Origin of the sequence: Dolosicoccus paucivorans, from assembly GCF_900100125.1 — a bacterium.
Taxonomy (GTDB): Bacteria; Bacillota; Bacilli; order Lactobacillales; family Aerococcaceae; genus Dolosicoccus; species Dolosicoccus paucivorans.
Window position 1 is genome coordinate 1 of the sequence record NZ_FNEL01000037.1, and the last position, 17560, is coordinate 17560.

General features: G+C 38.3%; 13 protein-coding genes and 1 pseudogene. 12 read left to right on the forward strand and 2 right to left on the reverse strand.

Features of this window, described 5'->3' with window-relative positions; all coding sequences use genetic code 11:
• Positions 1–734: 734 nt before the first annotated feature.
• Positions 735–2057 carry a nucleotide sugar dehydrogenase gene (locus BLR79_RS06075; RefSeq protein WP_092085862.1) on the forward strand — a complete coding sequence of 441 codons (1323 nt, stop codon included), beginning with the start codon at positions 735–737 and terminating at the stop codon, positions 2055–2057.
• Positions 2058–2104: 47 nt separating this feature from the next.
• Here BLR79_RS06075 and BLR79_RS06080 read toward each other — a convergent pair whose 3' ends face one another.
• Together BLR79_RS06080 and BLR79_RS06085 are read right to left on the reverse strand one after the other, a co-directional pair.
• Positions 2105–2569 carry a threonine/serine exporter family protein gene (locus BLR79_RS06080; protein ID WP_092085864.1) on the reverse strand — a complete coding sequence of 155 codons (465 nt, stop codon included), beginning with the start codon at positions 2567–2569 and terminating at the stop codon, positions 2105–2107.
• Positions 2557–3336, reverse strand: coding sequence for a threonine/serine exporter family protein (locus BLR79_RS06085; protein ID WP_092085866.1), 780 nt, complete (start codon positions 3334–3336; stop codon positions 2557–2559). Before BLR79_RS06085 ends, BLR79_RS06080 begins: the two co-directional genes overlap by 13 nt.
• A 124-nt stretch (positions 3337–3460) precedes the next feature.
• Between BLR79_RS06085 and recX the strand changes: the two genes are divergently transcribed.
• The 11 genes and pseudogenes from recX to BLR79_RS09050 all read left to right on the forward strand — a co-directional run.
• Complete coding sequence (gene recX / locus BLR79_RS06090; RefSeq protein WP_159427612.1) at positions 3461–4291, forward strand: recombination regulator RecX; 831 nt, start codon at positions 3461–3463, stop codon at positions 4289–4291.
• Positions 4284–5450 carry an A/G-specific adenine glycosylase gene (mutY, locus tag BLR79_RS06095; RefSeq protein ID WP_092085870.1) on the forward strand — a complete coding sequence of 389 codons (1167 nt, stop codon included), beginning with the start codon at positions 4284–4286 and terminating at the stop codon, positions 5448–5450. The genes recX and mutY overlap by 8 nt, the downstream gene beginning before the upstream one ends.
• A gap of 18 nt (positions 5451–5468) precedes the next feature.
• Positions 5469–7205: an ABC transporter ATP-binding protein gene (locus BLR79_RS06100; RefSeq protein ID WP_092085872.1), complete on the forward strand. Its 1737-nt coding sequence runs from the start codon at positions 5469–5471 to the stop codon at positions 7203–7205.
• Positions 7192–8928, forward strand: a complete 1737-nt coding sequence (locus tag BLR79_RS06105) for an ABC transporter ATP-binding protein (protein WP_092085873.1) — start codon at positions 7192–7194, stop codon at positions 8926–8928. Before BLR79_RS06100 ends, BLR79_RS06105 begins: the two co-directional genes overlap by 14 nt.
• 208 nt (positions 8929–9136) lie before the next feature.
• Positions 9137–9691, forward strand: coding sequence for a DUF402 domain-containing protein (locus tag BLR79_RS06110; RefSeq protein WP_092085875.1), 555 nt, complete (start codon positions 9137–9139; stop codon positions 9689–9691).
• A 98-nt stretch (positions 9692–9789) separates the two neighbouring features.
• Positions 9790–11694, forward strand: coding sequence for a type I pullulanase (gene pulA / locus BLR79_RS06115; protein WP_092085877.1), 1905 nt, complete (start codon positions 9790–9792; stop codon positions 11692–11694).
• Between the two features lie 631 nt (positions 11695–12325).
• Positions 12326–14464 carry an Ig-like domain-containing protein gene (locus BLR79_RS06120; protein WP_092085879.1) on the forward strand — a complete coding sequence of 713 codons (2139 nt, stop codon included), beginning with the start codon at positions 12326–12328 and terminating at the stop codon, positions 14462–14464.
• Between the two features lie 232 nt (positions 14465–14696).
• Positions 14697–15248 carry a hypothetical protein gene (locus BLR79_RS06125; protein WP_092085881.1) on the forward strand — a complete coding sequence of 184 codons (552 nt, stop codon included), beginning with the start codon at positions 14697–14699 and terminating at the stop codon, positions 15246–15248.
• A 99-nt stretch (positions 15249–15347) separates the two neighbouring features.
• Complete coding sequence (locus BLR79_RS06130; RefSeq protein ID WP_092085883.1) at positions 15348–16082, forward strand: hypothetical protein; 735 nt, start codon at positions 15348–15350, stop codon at positions 16080–16082.
• A gap of 203 nt (positions 16083–16285) precedes the next feature.
• Positions 16286–16894, forward strand: coding sequence for a hypothetical protein (locus BLR79_RS06135; RefSeq protein WP_092085885.1), 609 nt, complete (start codon positions 16286–16288; stop codon positions 16892–16894).
• Positions 16872–17560, forward strand: a pseudogene (locus BLR79_RS09050) (hypothetical protein); the annotation flags it as partial. The gene BLR79_RS06135 and the pseudogene BLR79_RS09050, both read left to right, overlap by 23 nt.

Below are 17560 nucleotides of genomic sequence, written 5' to 3' on the forward strand. Positions count from 1 at the left end.
AGTGATAGGCAACTGAAGAGAGTTCAGCAGTGGATGAATGATTATCCACGTAAACAGTTTGGCTATGCCACAGCACACGAACTGTTTGCACGGGCTTTATACACCCAGCGACATGCTGCGTAACATTAAGGCCTTGACTTGGATCCTAGTCCAGCATAATACACTGGAAGTGCTCTTTGGACATCCTATCCAGAGCCTGGCTCCAGCTCGCTAATCGCGAGCATCATGCCGGAGCTTCCAAGTAAAGGCCTAAAGATTAGACAAGATACTAAAGCTAACTAACACTGCCACAGTTCAAGGCTTGTGAAAATTTGTAGCTAGTGGCTAATTTATACTTGAAATTTACAAATATAAAATTCAATTTTCAGTGAATATTTAAGCAAAATTGAAGAGCAATATAATTGATATTTTGCTGTCTGTTTGAGATGATGTACTTAGATTTTGGGATGATAAACTTTGACACAGAGTTAAGACGAAATAGGAATTCTTTCAATGCTCTCAATCGTTGCCTATCTTCTTCAACTTACTCTTAACTATTGACTGGCTATAATAGTTAAAAAGTCAACTAATTGTCTGTCATCTCAATATTTCTGCCACCTCTTCCAATGCTATCTTTAAGGCGAGTATAGGAGATTTGAGGTGGCTTTTTTATTTTAAAGTTTTACTCCATTAATATATTTTTTCACAACAATTTGGTATACTTGAAGAAAAGCTTTTATAAAGGAGCAAAGTGAATGACACTTTATCAACAACTATTAAATAAACAAACTAAACTATCCGTCGTCGGATTAGGATACGTAGGAATGCCAATTGCGGTCGCTTTTGCCAAAAAAGTTGACGTCATTGGGTATGATTATAATGCTCAAAAAATTGACAGCTATTTACAAGGAACGGACCCAACAAATGAAGTAGGAGATCAAGCTATTAAAGAGACAACGATGACATTTACTAATGACCCATCTCTTCTAAAAGAAGCTTTATTTCATATTGTTGCTGTGCCTACGCCCATTAATTTAGATAAGACACCGGATTTAACGCCGATTATTAGTGCCACAAAAACTGTCGGTAAATATTTACAAAAAGGTTCAATTGTTGTTTATGAATCGACTGTTTATCCGGGTGTAACGGAAGATGTGTGTATTCCGCTACTTGAAGAAGTTTCAGGTCTTAAATGTGGTGAAGATTTTGCGGTGGGTTATTCTCCTGAACGCATTAATCCCGGTGACAAAGTGAATACATTAGAAAATATTGTTAAAATTATTTCTTCAACAGACGAAGAAAGTTTAGAAGAAATGGCAAATATTTATGAAATCGTCGTTAAAGCAGGCGTTCATAAAGCAAGCGACATTAAAGTAGCTGAAGCAGCTAAAGTGGCTGAAAATAGTCAACGAGATATTAATATTGCCTTTATGAACGAATTGGCTCTTGTGTTTGATCGTATGGGGATTGATACTCAAGATGTGATTGATGCCATGAATACGAAGTGGAACGCTTTAGGCTTTACACCAGGGCTTGTAGGGGGACATTGTATTGGCGTGGATCCTTATTACTTTTTATACGAAGCAGAAAATTTAGGTTACCATAGTCAAATTATTTTATCGGGTCGCCAAGTTAATGACAGCATGGGAGAGTTTGTTGCTGATTCGATGATTAAACAACTCGTTTTAACCGGCAAAAAAGTCATTGACGCTAAAGTCGCTATTTTTGGTTTAACTTTTAAAGAAAATACACCAGATGTTCGTAACTCAAAAGTGATTGATATTATCACTCGCTTAAACGAATATGGAGTTGAACCGTTAATTGTTGATCCTTATACAAGTAGTGAAGAAGCAATGGCTGAATATGGTGTGAAAGTTACACCATTAGAAGAGGTTAAAGATTTAGACGGTTTAATTTTAGCAGTTGCTCACCGCGAGTTCTTAGCTTTAGAAGACGATAAGCTGGAGTCATTTTATAACCAAACCTTGCCTAATGATGAACGCGTTCTTTTAGATGTGAAAAGTGTATTAGATAAATCATATTTTACAAATAAAGGGTATCGTTTCTGGAGACTGTAAAACTAAAAAGGATGTGTCCTTCGAAATTCGAAGAGCACATCCTTTTTTTATAGTTCTCGGCTTTTACGACGGCGTAGACGTCGTTGATGTAAGACAAAGTTTTGCATTTCAATATAAGAGTCGATTAAGAAAATCGCAATCGCAATAGCTCCTGCCACCATCATCGTTTGGACTAAATAATAATTAGCTTGTGCCAAATCCCCTTGAATAAAATACAATACTGTACGATAAATCGCAATCCCGGGCACAATTGGGAAGAATCCCGGGATATAAAACATGGTCACCGGCGCTTTAAAAACCCGAGCAAAGATTTGAGAGATAATCGTAATAACAAAAGCTGCCACAAATGCAGCTAGAACGGTATTATAATCGAGAACGAGTAAATAAGCTAAATACCCACCAGCTCCGACAAATCCAATATTTGATAATAGATGGCGGGGTAGTTCTAACGTTAAAGCAGCGCTCACTGTTGCGATAAACGCTCCAATTACTTGAATTGCTAAGCTAGCCATGGAATGAGCACCTCCGTTGATAAATAGAGCCCAAAAGCAACCCCTAAAGCGAGACTTAAACCGATCACGATCGCTTCGGTCATTCGGACGAGTCCTGAACTATAATCTCCTTTTAAAATATCCCTTACTCCATAAGTAAAAGCGGTTCCCGGGAAAAGTGGCATTAAAGCACTAACAATAATAATATCGTAATTTAAATTGCCACCCACTACCCAAATCATCATTGGAACAAGGAAACCTAATAGGGCAGTAGTCAGTGTTCCTAAAATAAAGTCATTCATCCCCACTTTATCTTGCAGCCACATCACAAAAATAACAATGAGTGCGGCAGGAAAACCAATTAAAATTTCAGGAAGCGTTCCTCCCAGTAAGACAACGAAAGAAACGACTAAAATTGCGTTAGAAATATCTTTGTCAAGGACGCTATATTCTGTTTTTTGAATATGGAGTAACAAAGAATAAGCTTCTTCATAAGTTAATTGGTTAGAGGTTAATTGACGTGAAATATTATTAACACGGTATATTTTACCTAAATGGTTTCCTCTTTCAGTAATGCGTTGAACGACGGTCATTGGTTCCATAAACTCATCATCAATCGTAATAAATAAAGCCGTTGAGTTAGAAATGACTTCTGCTGTTTGAACGCCACTTGCTTGAAGAATTCGTTTAACAGTATCTTCAGCTCGATAACTTTCCGCGTGAGATTCTAACATAATCTTTCCAGCTAAAGAGGCGACTTCTACAACTGTTTTGTAATCTTCGTTCATCTAAAGCCTCCCTTTTAAAATAATAACAAACTGACTAAATGGTAACATATTTGGTCTCACATTTAAACGTTTAAAGCATTCTTATATAAACGTGTTATAATGAAGAAACGAAGGAGTGGATGGATTGAAATTAACAAAAATTGAACAACAACGAAACAATCCAAAACGGTATTCTTTATATATTGACGGTCAATTTTATATGGGTGTTGATGAAAGTGTAGTCATTAAATTTGGACTACTTAACCCACGTCCGATCGATCAAAAGCAACTAGATGAAATTAAACAAGTAGAGTTTGAACAATCACTTTATTTAAAAGGCATTCACTATTTATCTTATGGTTTACGTACCACTAAAGAAATGCGCGATTATTTAACTAAATATTTAAAGGAACATGTTGATGAAGAAGCACTCGATTTATCTTTAGTAGAAGATATTATCAATCGCTTAACCACCCAGCGTTATTTAGACGATTTAGAGTACGCCAAAAGTTACGTCCAAAACCACGCGCTTATTAACGCTAAAGGACCTGAGCGTATTCGCATGGAGTTAGAACGTAAAGGGGTATCGTTAGATCATATTGAAGAAGGGTTACAAAACTATGATGAAGAAATGCGATTAGATAATGCCATAAAGTTAAGCGAAAAATATATTCGTACTAAAAAGCAATATAGTGTCACCATGTTAAAACAAAAGCTGATGCAGCACTTAATGCAAAAAGGATACACCCGTGAAATCATTGATCAAATTTGGGATGATTTGTCTTTTGAAGAAGCAACAGAACGACAAGATGATTTATTAGAACGAGAAGCGTTAAAAGCGCTACGACGACAAAAAAGAAAACATTCTGGTTACGAACTACAACAGCGTATTATAGCGACTTTAATGCGAAAAGGTTTTAATTATGGTGATATAAGGGAGTGGATGGATGAGCAAGAGGAGGGCTGGGATGAGTAATATAGAGGATTATATGAAAGACTGGACTGATGGGCGTATTGAAGCGTTCAGGCGCACCCTTTTAGATTGGTATGACAGCCAATCCCACACTCATCAACTGCCTTGGCGTGCTCATTTGGATCCTTATTACATTTGGGTGAGTGAAATTATGCTTCAACAAACTCAAGTTCAAACCGTGATTCCTTATTTTAACCGCTTTATTGACACACTACCAACGATTAAAGATTTAGCAAACGCCGATGAGGAGACGTTGTTATCTTTATGGCAAGGGTTAGGTTATTATTCTAGAGTTCGTAATATGCATAAAGCAGCTCAACAAATCATGAAAGATTATGATGGACAGATGCCTTCGACTTACCAAGAGTTAGTAAAATTGCCTGGAATTGGGCCCTACACTGCTGGAGCTATTGCTAGTATCGTCTTTGGCGAATCGGAACCAGCGATTGATGGGAATTTGATGCGAGTAACTGCAAGAATGTTTGAAATTGATGAAGATATTACAAAGGCGAAAACTAAACGTTTATTTTATGATATTTTAAAACGCCTTATTGATCCTAAACGTCCAGGAGACTTCAACCAAGCGATGATGGATTTAGGACGAACCATTATGACACCGGCTAACTTAACGCCAGAATTAAGTCCTATTAAAGAGTTTGATCAGTCTTATCAAAATGGCACCGCTCACTTGTATCCTGTCAAAAAGAAAAAAACAAAAGCTACCACTCACCATTATATTGCTTATGTTATTACCAATTCTAAAGGACAGTGGTTGATGACCAAACACGATGAAGGACAACTGTTAACAGGACTTTGGCATTTTCCTTTAGTTGAACAGCAATTACAAATGCAAGATGCGACGTCTACTGAGTTAATTGAACCACTACAAGAAACTTTAAAAGATGCAGTCGAAGAAGTAGACGCGACTTATCAATTAGGGACTCATCAAATGAGTTTGTTTCCAACAAATCTTGAGACGATGTTTCCTACCATTAAACACGTGTTTTCTCATCGCATTTGGTATGTTCGATTAGTGCCGATTCAAGTCCAAGACTTGACCTTAACTGAAACAGATTATCAGTGGGTTGACCGAGAAACCATTGAACAATATCCTTATTCAACGTTACAAGATAAATTGTTTAAAGCCGTCGAAGGACTTTAAATTAGAAAGGATGATTTTTTGAAACTATTATTACCTTACTTAAAGGATTATTGGAAGGAAAGTTGGTTAGCTCCTTTACTTAAAATGGCAGAAGCTATTTTAGAGCTTTTCGTTCCCTTAATTGTCGCTCATATTATCGATCACATTATTCCTTTACAAGATACGTCATTGTTATTTAAATTTTTACTTTATTTATTTGCGCTAGCGGGTATGGGGCTTGTGGCTTCATTGTCGGCCCAATACTTCTCAGCTAAATCAGCGGTTGGTGTAACCAAAGAGTTATCGAATGATTTATTCGAAAAGATTATGGCCTTAGATAAAACTCATCAAGATCATTATTCATCTTCTACTCTAGTAACTCGAATGAGTAATGATACTTACCAAGTTCAAACAGCTCTCAACTTATTTTTTAGATTGTTTTTAAGGTCACCTTTTATCGTCTTTGGTTCTTTAGTGATGGCTTGGCGAATTGACCGTCAAATGGCGCTTTATTTTGTCGGGATGATTATAGCCTTATTCATTGTTGTCGGAGGGATCAGCTATTTATCCGTCCCATTAAATAATAAAGTACGAAGCGCTTTAGATCATTTAGTGATTTTGACCCGAGAACAAATTCATGGCGCTCGTGTTATTCGCGCGTTTGCTAGACAAGAGGATGAAATTACTCAATTTGAAGAAGGGACAGCAGATCTTAAAAACCGTCAATTAGCGGTTAATAATTTATCGATTTTAACTCAACCGTTAACCTATGTTATTGTTAATACTCTTTTAATTCTTGTTCTATGGCAAGGTGGTCACTTTGTATATAACGGCCAACTCACCCAAGGAGCTCTTATTGCCTTAACTAACTATTTATTACAGATTTTAGTCGAACTGGTTAAATTAACGATGGTTATTATGACGATGAACCGGGGGTTAATTAGTTTACGTCGCATTGATGAAATTATGCAAACGCCCAGTGAAGACCAAGCTCTCTCTATTGATCATAGGTTAGAGGTAGACAGCTTAATTGCGGTTGATGATATGAGTTTTACTTATCCTAAAGCTGCGTTACCCGCATTAGAAAACATCAGTTTAACAATTCGTCCTGGAGAATATATTGGAATCATTGGCGGGACTGGTTCAGGTAAAACTACTTTAACTCAACTAATCAGTGGGGTATATGAACCAACTAAAGGACATATTGCTTATCAAACGAAGGCATTTGATCTAACAAATAAAGACTCTTTACGAGCATCGATGGCTGTCGTTCCTCAACAAGCCAACCTTTTCCAAGGGACGATTCGTTCTAACTTACTGATGGCTAAAGGGGATGCTAGTGATGAAGAAATGTGGCAAGCTTTAGAGCACGCTCAAGCAAAAGAATTTGTCGAAAAACTACCTGAAGGATTAGATGCTCCTGTAGCCACATTTGGACGTAACTTTTCTGGAGGGCAGCGTCAGCGGTTAACTGTCGCTAGAGCTTTATTAAGAAAAGTTCCGTTAGTTATTTTAGATGACTCTACATCGGCTTTAGACTATTTAACTGAAGCTAATTTAATCCAAGCATTACGCACCCATTATCCACAAACAGCGATGATGATGATTTCTCAGCGAGCTTTTTCCATTCAAGATGCTGATCAAATTTTAGTATTAGATAATGGTCAACAAGTTGGTTTAGGCCGTCACGAAGAGCTGATGAAAGAAAGTCAAATTTACCGTGAAATAGTTGAATCTCAAGAAGTTAAAGAGGTGAATCAAGATGGAACAAACTAATCAATCAACTTTTAAACGATTCATATCTTTACTGTTAACTTCTAAAGGTTGGGCCAGTTTAGCCGTCATTGGTTCGATTATTCAAGCAGGCATTACCATTTATATTCCTGTTCTTCTTGGACGGGCTGTGAACGTTGTCGTTACTAAAGGAATGGTTGATTTTGTTCAGTTAAAGTATATTTTAATGCAAATGATTCTGTTAACGTTAATTAATACCGCAATCCAATGGCTTAACCCTTGGATCTATAACCGAATTACTTTTAATATGACCCAAAGGTTACGAGATCAAATGATGCATAAATTGCATCACGCACCTTTATCTTATATCGACCAACAACCGATCGGGCAATTAGTCAGTCGGATGATTACGGATACGGAACAATTAGCCGACGGAACGTTAATGATCTTTAACCAGTTTTTACTGGGAGTTTTAACGATTTTAATGATGATGGTCTCGATGTTAAGACTCGATTTGTTGATGATGTTACTCGTAGTTGGCTTAACTCCTTTATCTTTATTTGCAGCACGTTTTATCGCTAAAAGAAGCTATCTTTTATTTAGAGAGCAATTATCTAAGCGCGGTGATTTAGGACAGGTCATTGAAGAAAATATCCAACAACAAGATGTCGTTCGTTTATTTAGTTATCAACAGCCCGTTGTCGATCGCTTTAAAAAACAAAATGAAGATTATAGTTCAACAACGCTGCAAGCAATTTTCTATTCTTCTACGACAAACCCTACGACCCGGTTCATCAACGCTTTAATTTATGGATTGATTACTTTTGTCGGAGCCACTCGAATTATTAATGGCCAATTTACGATTGGGGAACTGGTGACCTTTTTAAATTATGCGACTCAATATACGAAGCCATTTAATGACGTTTCTAACGTTTTAGCTGAATTACAAAGTGCTTTAGCCAGTGTGGAACGGATTTTTGATATTTTAGATGAGCCAGAAGAAAAAGAAACCAGTCAAGCTCAATTAGATCTTTCGAAGGTGGAAGGTGAAGTTGACTTTAATCATGTTGATTTTAGTTATGTACCTGGTCAAGAGCTTATTCAAGATTTCAACTTGCATGTAGAACCAGGACAAACTGTAGCCATCGTCGGTCCAACAGGGGCGGGTAAATCAACTTTAATTAACTTATTGATGCGCTTTTATCCAGTCAATAGTGGTTCTATTGAATTGGACGGCTATTCCATTGAAGACTATACAAGAAATAGTGTGCGTCAAGCGTTTGGGATGGTACTACAAGAAACATGGCTTAAAGTAGGGACGATTCATGATAATATTGCCTATGGCAACCCAACGATGAGCCGTGAAGAAGTCATCGAAGCAGCTAAACAAGCTCACGCTCATCACTTTATTAGTCAACTACCTGACGGTTATGACACCGTTTTAGGCGGGGATGATTCCATGTTATCTCAAGGGGAGCAACAACTACTATCCATTGCGCGTGTGTTTGCTGCCTTACCCCATATTTTAATTCTTGACGAAGCCACTTCTTCAATCGATACGCGAACGGAATTACTCATTCAAGACGCTTTTAGTCGTTTGATGGAAGGAAAAACAAGCTTTATTATTGCCCACCGTTTGTCTACCATTCAATCAGCTGATATTATTTTAGTCTTAAAAGATGGACAAGTGATTGAACAAGGAAATCATGAAACATTAATGAATAAAAAAGGTTTTTATTACGAAATGCAGTCAAGCCGTGGCTAAATTCTTTCTAGATTTTAGCGAAAAAATTTGTTACGATATAGTCGTATTACAAGAATGAAAACGGATACATACTGTTATTTTAGATGGGTACCTTTTTGGCGGAAAATATTTTCAAGTTTTTGAAGTTGACTTATGTTATACTAGAACAGTGTTCAAGATGAGAAGAATAACTCTCTCATCAACTATCTTCTAGAAAGTAGGGCAAGTGATGAAGCAGCCAAAAGAAGGGGAATTCATCACTATTCAAGGTTATAAACATGACGGTTCATTGCATCGAACATGGCGCGATAATATGGTCTTAAAAACAAGCGATCAATCAATTATTGCTTGTAATGATCATACTCTCGTAACAGAAGCTGATGGAAGACGCTGGGTCACAAGAGAAGTAGCGTTGTTGTATTATCATAAACACTTTTGGTTTAACATTATTGCAATGTTAAGAAAACGTGGCGTAACTTATTACTGCAACTTAGCTTCACCATATATATTAGATAATGAAGCACTTAAATATATCGACTATGATCTAGATATTAAAGTCTTTCCAGACGGAGAGAAGCGTCTTTTAGATGTGGATGAATATGAATTGCACGGTAAACTTTACAATTATCCGCCAGAAATTGACCGGATTTTGAAATACAATATTCAAGAACTGGTTCGCTGGATCGAAGAAGAAAAAGGGCCCTTTGCCCCTGGATTTGTGGATATTTGGTATGAGCGTTACTGTCAATTATCCCACCGTCATAAAAACAATATAACTAAATAGGATGAAAGCTCAAACATACCCAAAACTAACTTGAGAAAATCAAGCGTCGCGTACAGTACAATCTGTACGCGGTTTTTATTTTGACTGGAGGAAAACAAATGACACAACCAAAAGCCCCTTATTATATTCACTACACCCCTGAATTTGACGAAAAATATGCCACAGAGGTTCCTTTAGGCGCTTTATATACTAAGGAACAAACTACTTTTAGAGTATGGGCTCCTACCGCAGCAAAAGTGGAACTCGTTGTTTTTGAAGATTTATATGGCTACGAAAAAGATCGTTACGAGATGGAGTTAAAGGATAATTACTACGAACAGATTATTTCAGGAGATTGTCATTTACTGACTTACGTTTATGAAATTACTTACCAAGAAGAAGATCAATCCCTCACTCAAGAAGTCACAATGGATCCATACAGTAAAGCGGTCACCGTTAATGGCCAGCGAAGTGTCGTTGTTGATTTATCTAAAACAAATCCTGCTGGATGGGATGAAGAAGGGCGAATGGAACCTTTTGAAGACGTTTCTAAAGCGGTTATTTACGAAGGAAGTATTCGTGACTTTACGATGAGTCCTGAAAGTGGCTCGTCTTATCCAGGTAAATTTTTAGGGCTAACTGAAAAGGGAACAACAAACACTGTCGGTGACAGTACCGGGTTAGATTACTTAAAAGAGTTGGGAATTACCCATGTGGAACTACTACCTTTTTATGACTTTGATAGTGTTGATGAGACGACGATTGATGCTTATAACTGGGGGTATGACCCGTTAAACTACAACGTTCCGGATGGTACTTTTGCGGTGAATCCTTATGATCCAGTCGGTTGTATTAAAGAGGCTAAACAAATGATTCAGTCTCTTCACGATGCAGGGTTACGGGTTATTATGGATGTTGTCTATAACCATGTATATGAAGTGGAAAGTCAAAGTTTTCATAAAATAGCTCCCGGCTACTTTTTTAGACATTTAAAAAATGGCACGCTATCGAATGGAACGGGCGTGGGAAATGATACTGCCTCTGAACGGGCCATGATGCGCCGTTATATCGTTGAAAGTGTGGTTTACTGGGCTAAAGAATATAAAATTGATGGTTTTCGTTTTGATTTGATGGGGATTCATGATGTAGAGACGATGAACCAAGTCAGAAAAGCATTAGATGAAATTGATCCAAGTATTATCATTTTAGGTGAAGGTTGGATTTTAAATACGCCATTAGCTCCATTTGATAAAGCAAATTTGGAAAATGCCAGCCAAATGCCACGCATCGCTCACTTTAACGATAAGTTAAGAGAAGCTCTAAAAGGAAGCGACTTCGAAAAAGATTCCAGAGGGTTTGTTAACGGAGAGTGGTATCAAGAAGTGGTGGTCGCGGAACAAATGCTGGGTGGTAATTCCAAGCAGTTTTTATCGCCTTTACAACTCATTCAATATATTGAAAGTCATGACAACCAAACTTTATATGACAAATTAAAAAGTGCCGATCCTGACAGTTCTGAAAGTGAATTAAAACGTCGCCACCTACTAGCGACAGCTTCTATTTTACTTTCTCAAGGAATTCCATTTATTCATGCGGGCCAAGAGTTTTTACGTACTAAACAAGGCGTAAGAGACTCTTACAATCAACCAGATATTATTAATCAACTGGATTGGCAAATGAGAAGTGTACATAAAGATAGTGTGGAGTTTGTTAAAGGACTTATCGCTTTAAGACGTCAAGAACCATTGTTGCGTCAAACGTCTTATGAAACGATTCAACAAACAAGTGAAATTATTCGCGCTGCTTATGAATTTGTTACGTTAAAACTAGAAAATGAAACAGAACGAATTGTGATTGTTTTAAACGCTCAAGGAAATGTGTTAAATGCTTCAATTCCTGCGGGAGAATATCAAGTTTTAGTGAAAGGGTCTAAAGTTACACTCGATGATCCGACAACGATTAACGTAACGGACCGTGTAGCCGTCGATCCAGATGCGGTGTTAGTTCTGAAAGAGCAACTTTAATATTAAATATTTTAATTAACAATAAGTGTGTAGATTTAAGTCATTCTAAACAAAAAATGTAAAACGGGTTGCCTTTTTAAAGTATTTCCTTATAATAGGTCTACTAGAGTAAAATATATTTTACTCTAGCGATTTGCCAAAGAAGTAGAACTTTCTATTTCTAGTGACATAGCAATTAAATATGACTGACAGCTTCTTTTGACCCGCCAGTTAGAAAGAGGTTGTTTGATTGGATAGAAGAAATCTCGAGAGCATTCTTTCCTTTTATAAGCCATACTTAACTGCTATTGGCAAGATGACAGATAGAATTTTTAAATATGCCAGTTAAATGATAAACGAGATCATTTAAGGTCGAAGAATTTAAGCCAGAAATTCAACGACCGATGCATATTTTTAAATTCAGAGTAAGTGGGTTTTCCACTAAACATATAGCACACGATCTCCAAACGTGTGGAACCTCAATCGTAGGAATGAGCGATTGGGGTTTTATTTATTTTATAGCACAAGGAAATAAGACGCTTGCAAATATGTGGTTTGGCTATATAATCAAACATAGACCTATGTTTAAACTAAGAAAGAATAAATATTTTTATTTATAATCAATTTAGATAAAATATTCAGGAGAGATGAAATGCTAGGAAAAAATAATAACTATTTAAAACGCCTCAACGACGGTCAACATGTTCGTCGTTTTGGTATTCGTAAATTAACGGTTGGTGTTGCGTCAGTTACCGTCGCTTCAATGATCTTTTTAGGTTCAAACGCTGTATTAGCGTCGGCCGAAGAAGTGAGCCAAGATATTGAAATGGCTCAAGAAGGAGCTGGAGACATGTTTGAACAAGAGCCTTCTTTTGATCAATTACAAACTGAACCTGAAGCAGAGACTTTTGAGCAACCTCAAGTTCATGAACCTCAAGTAGAGCCAATGGTCGAAGAAGAGTCAGCACCAGCTCCAACTGGCACGTTCTTTAGAGCAGCCGATATGAATGCTGAACCAATGGTCGTAGCAGAGACAACCGGACGTGATATTAGTAATGAAATTACGGTTGATGCGAAATTAACGTTTGATGATAAAGATGGAGACGGGAAATTAAATGCTGTCGGCGGTAACGGGCTAGAAATCGAGTCGACTAACTTCACTTTTGATGCGACGATTCCGAATAATGCTAAAGCCGGAGACTATTTCGACGTTACTTACACTCCTTCTCTATCAGTTTCACCGGTTAATCCGAACGACGTAACCAATGGTCGCGATCCAATTACTGGAATCCAAATCGGGGTCAACGATCCTAATACAGGTGAATTAATTGCATCGGTTCCAGACTTCCGTGATGAGTATAAAATCCGTTACACATTAACCAACTACGTTGAAAGATATACCAATGTAAAAATAAAGCAAGAATACCATCATAACTATGACTACAAAAACACGCCAAACTCAGGCGAATATGAAGTCGGATATACGATCGGTGGTAAAAAATATGCTGATACGAAATACATTGATTATGCTGCCACTGCTGAACATTTGAAGGATGAGTATGGTGTAACTAATCAGATTTTAGAAATTGTTGATAATAAAAATTATACAATCATTTCCTATTATAATCCGGATAATGTCCAACTTGCAGACGGTGCTACAGGATATATCTATGAACGCCATGCAAAAGACATGATTAACCCGATGAAAATGCAAGAAGCAGAAATTAAAATTTATGAAGTAGACCAAGGGAGTACTTTACCTGACAGTCACTACTTTATTCCAGAAGAAGTACAAGCTAGAGATGTAACAACAGAAGTGAATGTGTTGAAGCATGCTAAAGTAGGCTATAAATTCACTTTAATTAATCCAAGCAAGACGTATGTAGCTGTTGTTAAAGGAATTGCTGAAGATGTTGAACCTGGACAAACGCGTCTGTTTGCAACCGAAGCAGCATTAGCAAGATCATCAACAACTATACCCACTTCTTTTAAAAACTCTGCTATCGCTACGGTTGCAGGTGGTGCTACTGGACAAGGGACTGAAAAGCCAGGTTCATTCAAAGAAAACCACATCTACTACGATAAAGTCTTAAACTTTGATGGTTCGCTAAAAGAATCGACAGAAAATAAAGAACTGTCTAAATATGGAACAAACATCCAAGAAGGTCCAGATAGCGAGAAATACAATTCCTCTATCCAACCTGAAGACTACAAACACACCCAAACTACCCCATCAACCAACATTCCAGATCCAAAGCTAGAAGAAGACGGTTCACTCATCGGCCAAAACTTCATTCCAGGGGTTGACCAATCGGTGACTTACGTCTACGAAAAAGAAGTGCAACCAGGCCGTTTCAGCGAGGAGCACCATTATTACATCATCGAGTTGGATGAAAAAGGAGTTGCTTTTGGTACTCCGATTGAACAAACTGAATTAGCAAAGACACCTGCTTACAAAGAAGACTTTGCTGATAAAGGTGGATTCACTTCACAAATTAAGCCCGAAGACGGATACGAATATAAAGATACCAAAACCGTCACGGAGAACTTCGCAAACGAAACAACGAAAGATGACAATGGAAACGTCAACGGCGACTACGTGCCTGGCGTTCATCAAAAAGTCATCTACAACTACTATAAAGAAGTTCAAGTCTTAGGCGCGTTTGTGGACCATCATAAATACGATGAAGTGACGAAAGATTTCTTTGGAAAAGAAGTTAAGCGCGATGAATTAGAGGACTTCGCTTCTGATGCGGTCACGGGACGCGCGGATCAAACATACACCACCTAGAGACGCCCTCATGATGGTTGGATGATAACTTTGAATTAGTGACGTCAGAGGCGAAAGCGGTGCGAAATTCGATGAGAATGGCACTCCAACAGATGGGAACTTTATCCCTGGCGTCACACAAGAGGTGTTCTATGAATATGAGCGCATCATCCAACCAGGTCGTTTCGAAGATACGCACAAATACTTTGTGGAGTACCTTGACCAAGAATGAAAAGTCGTAAAAACCGTCCCAGTGACTGAAGCAACTTTCACTAAAGATTTCCAGGAAGGCTTACGCGATGATAAGAACTTTACCGCGACAAAAGAAGAAAAGACAGCCACTGATTTAAGCAATGAACTCCAAGGATTTGAGCGTTACGAAGATATCCTTGAGATGAACGGAACGTTTGAATACCGCAATACTTCAGACCATGATTTAGAATCTGAGAATTATGTCAATGAAGATACGGGTGTAGTTGATGGTAAATTTGTGGCAGGGAAGTTACAAAAGATTACTTACAACTACTACTTACAAGTTCCATCGGTTGAAACCGGAAAATTCGTTGAGCATCATGAATATTATGATGTAGAAAAGAACTTTGAAGGCGTTGAAACCAGTCGCGAACTGAACCAAGAAAAGACGAACAGTGTCACCGGTATTACTTCTGAAGGTCCGGAGGAAGAAACCTATCACTCTGCCCTTCAAGAAGGCGATGGTTATAAAGTCAATAAAGAAAAAACAGAAACGAAACTAATTGTTGAACCTAAATTTGACGAAGATGGCACACTTCAAGGAAATGAGTAGATTGCTGGGGAGACTCAAGAAGTAACCTATGTTTACGAAAAAGTTCGTCAACCAGGTCGTTTCCAAGATACACATCGTTATTTCATTCAGAAAGTCGACATGAATGGTGACTTAATCGAGACAGTTGAAGTTGGAGATTTAAAACATACAAATACCTATCAAGAAGGTTATCGTAATGAGACTTCATTTGAGGCGACGAAAGATGAGAAGAACGACTTCGAATTCCGTCATTTCTCTGACAGTAAATCTTTAGAAACACAAGATTATGCGGATGAAGCTGCTGGTACAGTTAGCGGTGAGTTCGTTGCGGGCCAAATGCAAGAAATCACCTTTAACTACTATAAACAAGAAGTTGTCGAAGGTACGTTCCAAGAACATCACAAGTATTACGATGTTGAGAAGAACTTTGAGGGCGAAGAAGTCGAACGGACCGAAGCTGAGAATATCTCAGATGAAGTTAAAAAAGGAACGGAAGATGAGTCCTTTACAACGCAAGAACGTCCTAAAGATGGCTATGACTTAGTTAAGGTTGAAGGTACCGAAGGAACGAACTACAACCAAGACGGAACCGAAGCAACCGATAACTTTGTCGCGAATGAAAAACAAGAAGTGACTTATACTTATGAAAAAGTCCGTCAGCCAGGTCGTTTCGAAGACACCCACGAGTACTACATTGTGTATACAGATGCGGAAGGCAAAGAAACACGTCGCGAGAAAGTTTCTGAACATACGAATGAATTCCAAGAAGGTTTCCGCGATGAAGACCGCTTTACCGCAACGATCGAAGAAAAAGATGGCTTTAAATTTGAAAAGTTGAAGGAGCGGATGGTCTAGAAAAACCTGAGTACTATGCTGATGGTAATACCAACGGAACTTATGTCCCAGGTGAATACCAACGCATTACGTATGTTTATACAAAGACCGAGCGTGATCCTGAAACGATTCAACCAGGAACGTTCCAAGAGCATCATAAGTACACTGAATACTTCAAAGACTTTGAAGGCAATCTCTTAGAAGATGAAACAGTCGTTGAAACGGTGGATGGTGAACAGACGGAAGGTCAGGAAAGCGACCAATATACCACGTCACAACAACCAAAAGGTGGCTTTGAATTGAAAGATGTGCATGGAGATGAAGGTGTAGCGTTTAACAAGGATGGTTCACAAGCAAATGGAAATTATGTCCCTGAAACGCATCTTGATGTCTACTATGAGTACGAAAAAGTAACGCAACCAGGTCGTTTCAGCGAAGAACATCATTACTTCATCGTTTATCAAGATGAAAATGGAAATCCTGTCGATGCAAACGGCAATCCGGTTGAAGCAGGTCAAAATATTGTTGAACAGACTGATCTGTTAGACAAACCTGACTTTATCGAAGCATATCCAGGTACCAACTTTGCTTCGACAACGAAAGAAAAAGATGGCTATGTTTACAATCATGAAGACACGACAACGAATGGATTTGTTGAAGATACTGTGATTGATACAAACGGAAATGTCACTGGAGATTATGCGCCAAGTATTCATCAGTCTGTTGTATATAACTACTATAAGACGCAAGTCATTCCGACTACCCCTGTCGTGGAAGAAGGTACGTTCGAAGAACATCATAATTACTTTGATGTCGAAAAAAAAAGACTTTGACGGAAATGTTGTTGACCGAACCAAGAATGAAGAAACATCTTACACTTCAGATCGTTCAACCGGTCAAGCCGAAGATATCTTTACGACGGTCAAAGATGAGCGCGATGGTTATGAATTTACCGAAGTGACTGACGCGACTGAAGGCACTCCATTTGATGAAAATGGTGAGCCAACTGAAGGTCATTATATTCCTAGCGAAAACCAGTCTGTCACCTATGAATACGAAAAAGTGCGCCAACCGGGTCGCTTCCAAGATACGCACAAATATTTCATTGAGAAAGTTGATGAAAACGGAAATGTGTTAGAAATTGTGGAAGTAACCGAGATGGAATATACCAACGCGTTCCAAGAAGGCTTCCGCGGCGAGACACAATTCGTGGCGGGCAAAGACGAAAAAGACGGCTTTGTCTTCAGATACAATTCTGACAGTGTGTTAGAAAGACCTGAATATAATCAAGATAGTATCGTTCGAGGTGAGTATGTTGCAGGTGTCATGCAGGAGATTACTTATAATTACTTCAAACAAGAAGTAGTTCCAACGACTCCAGAGACTCCTGAACCAGAGGTTCCTGAAAAACCAGAAACCCCTGAGCCAGAAGTTCCAGAGACACCTGAAACTCCTGAACCAGAAGTTCCAGAGACGCCGGAAACTCCAGAACCAGAAGT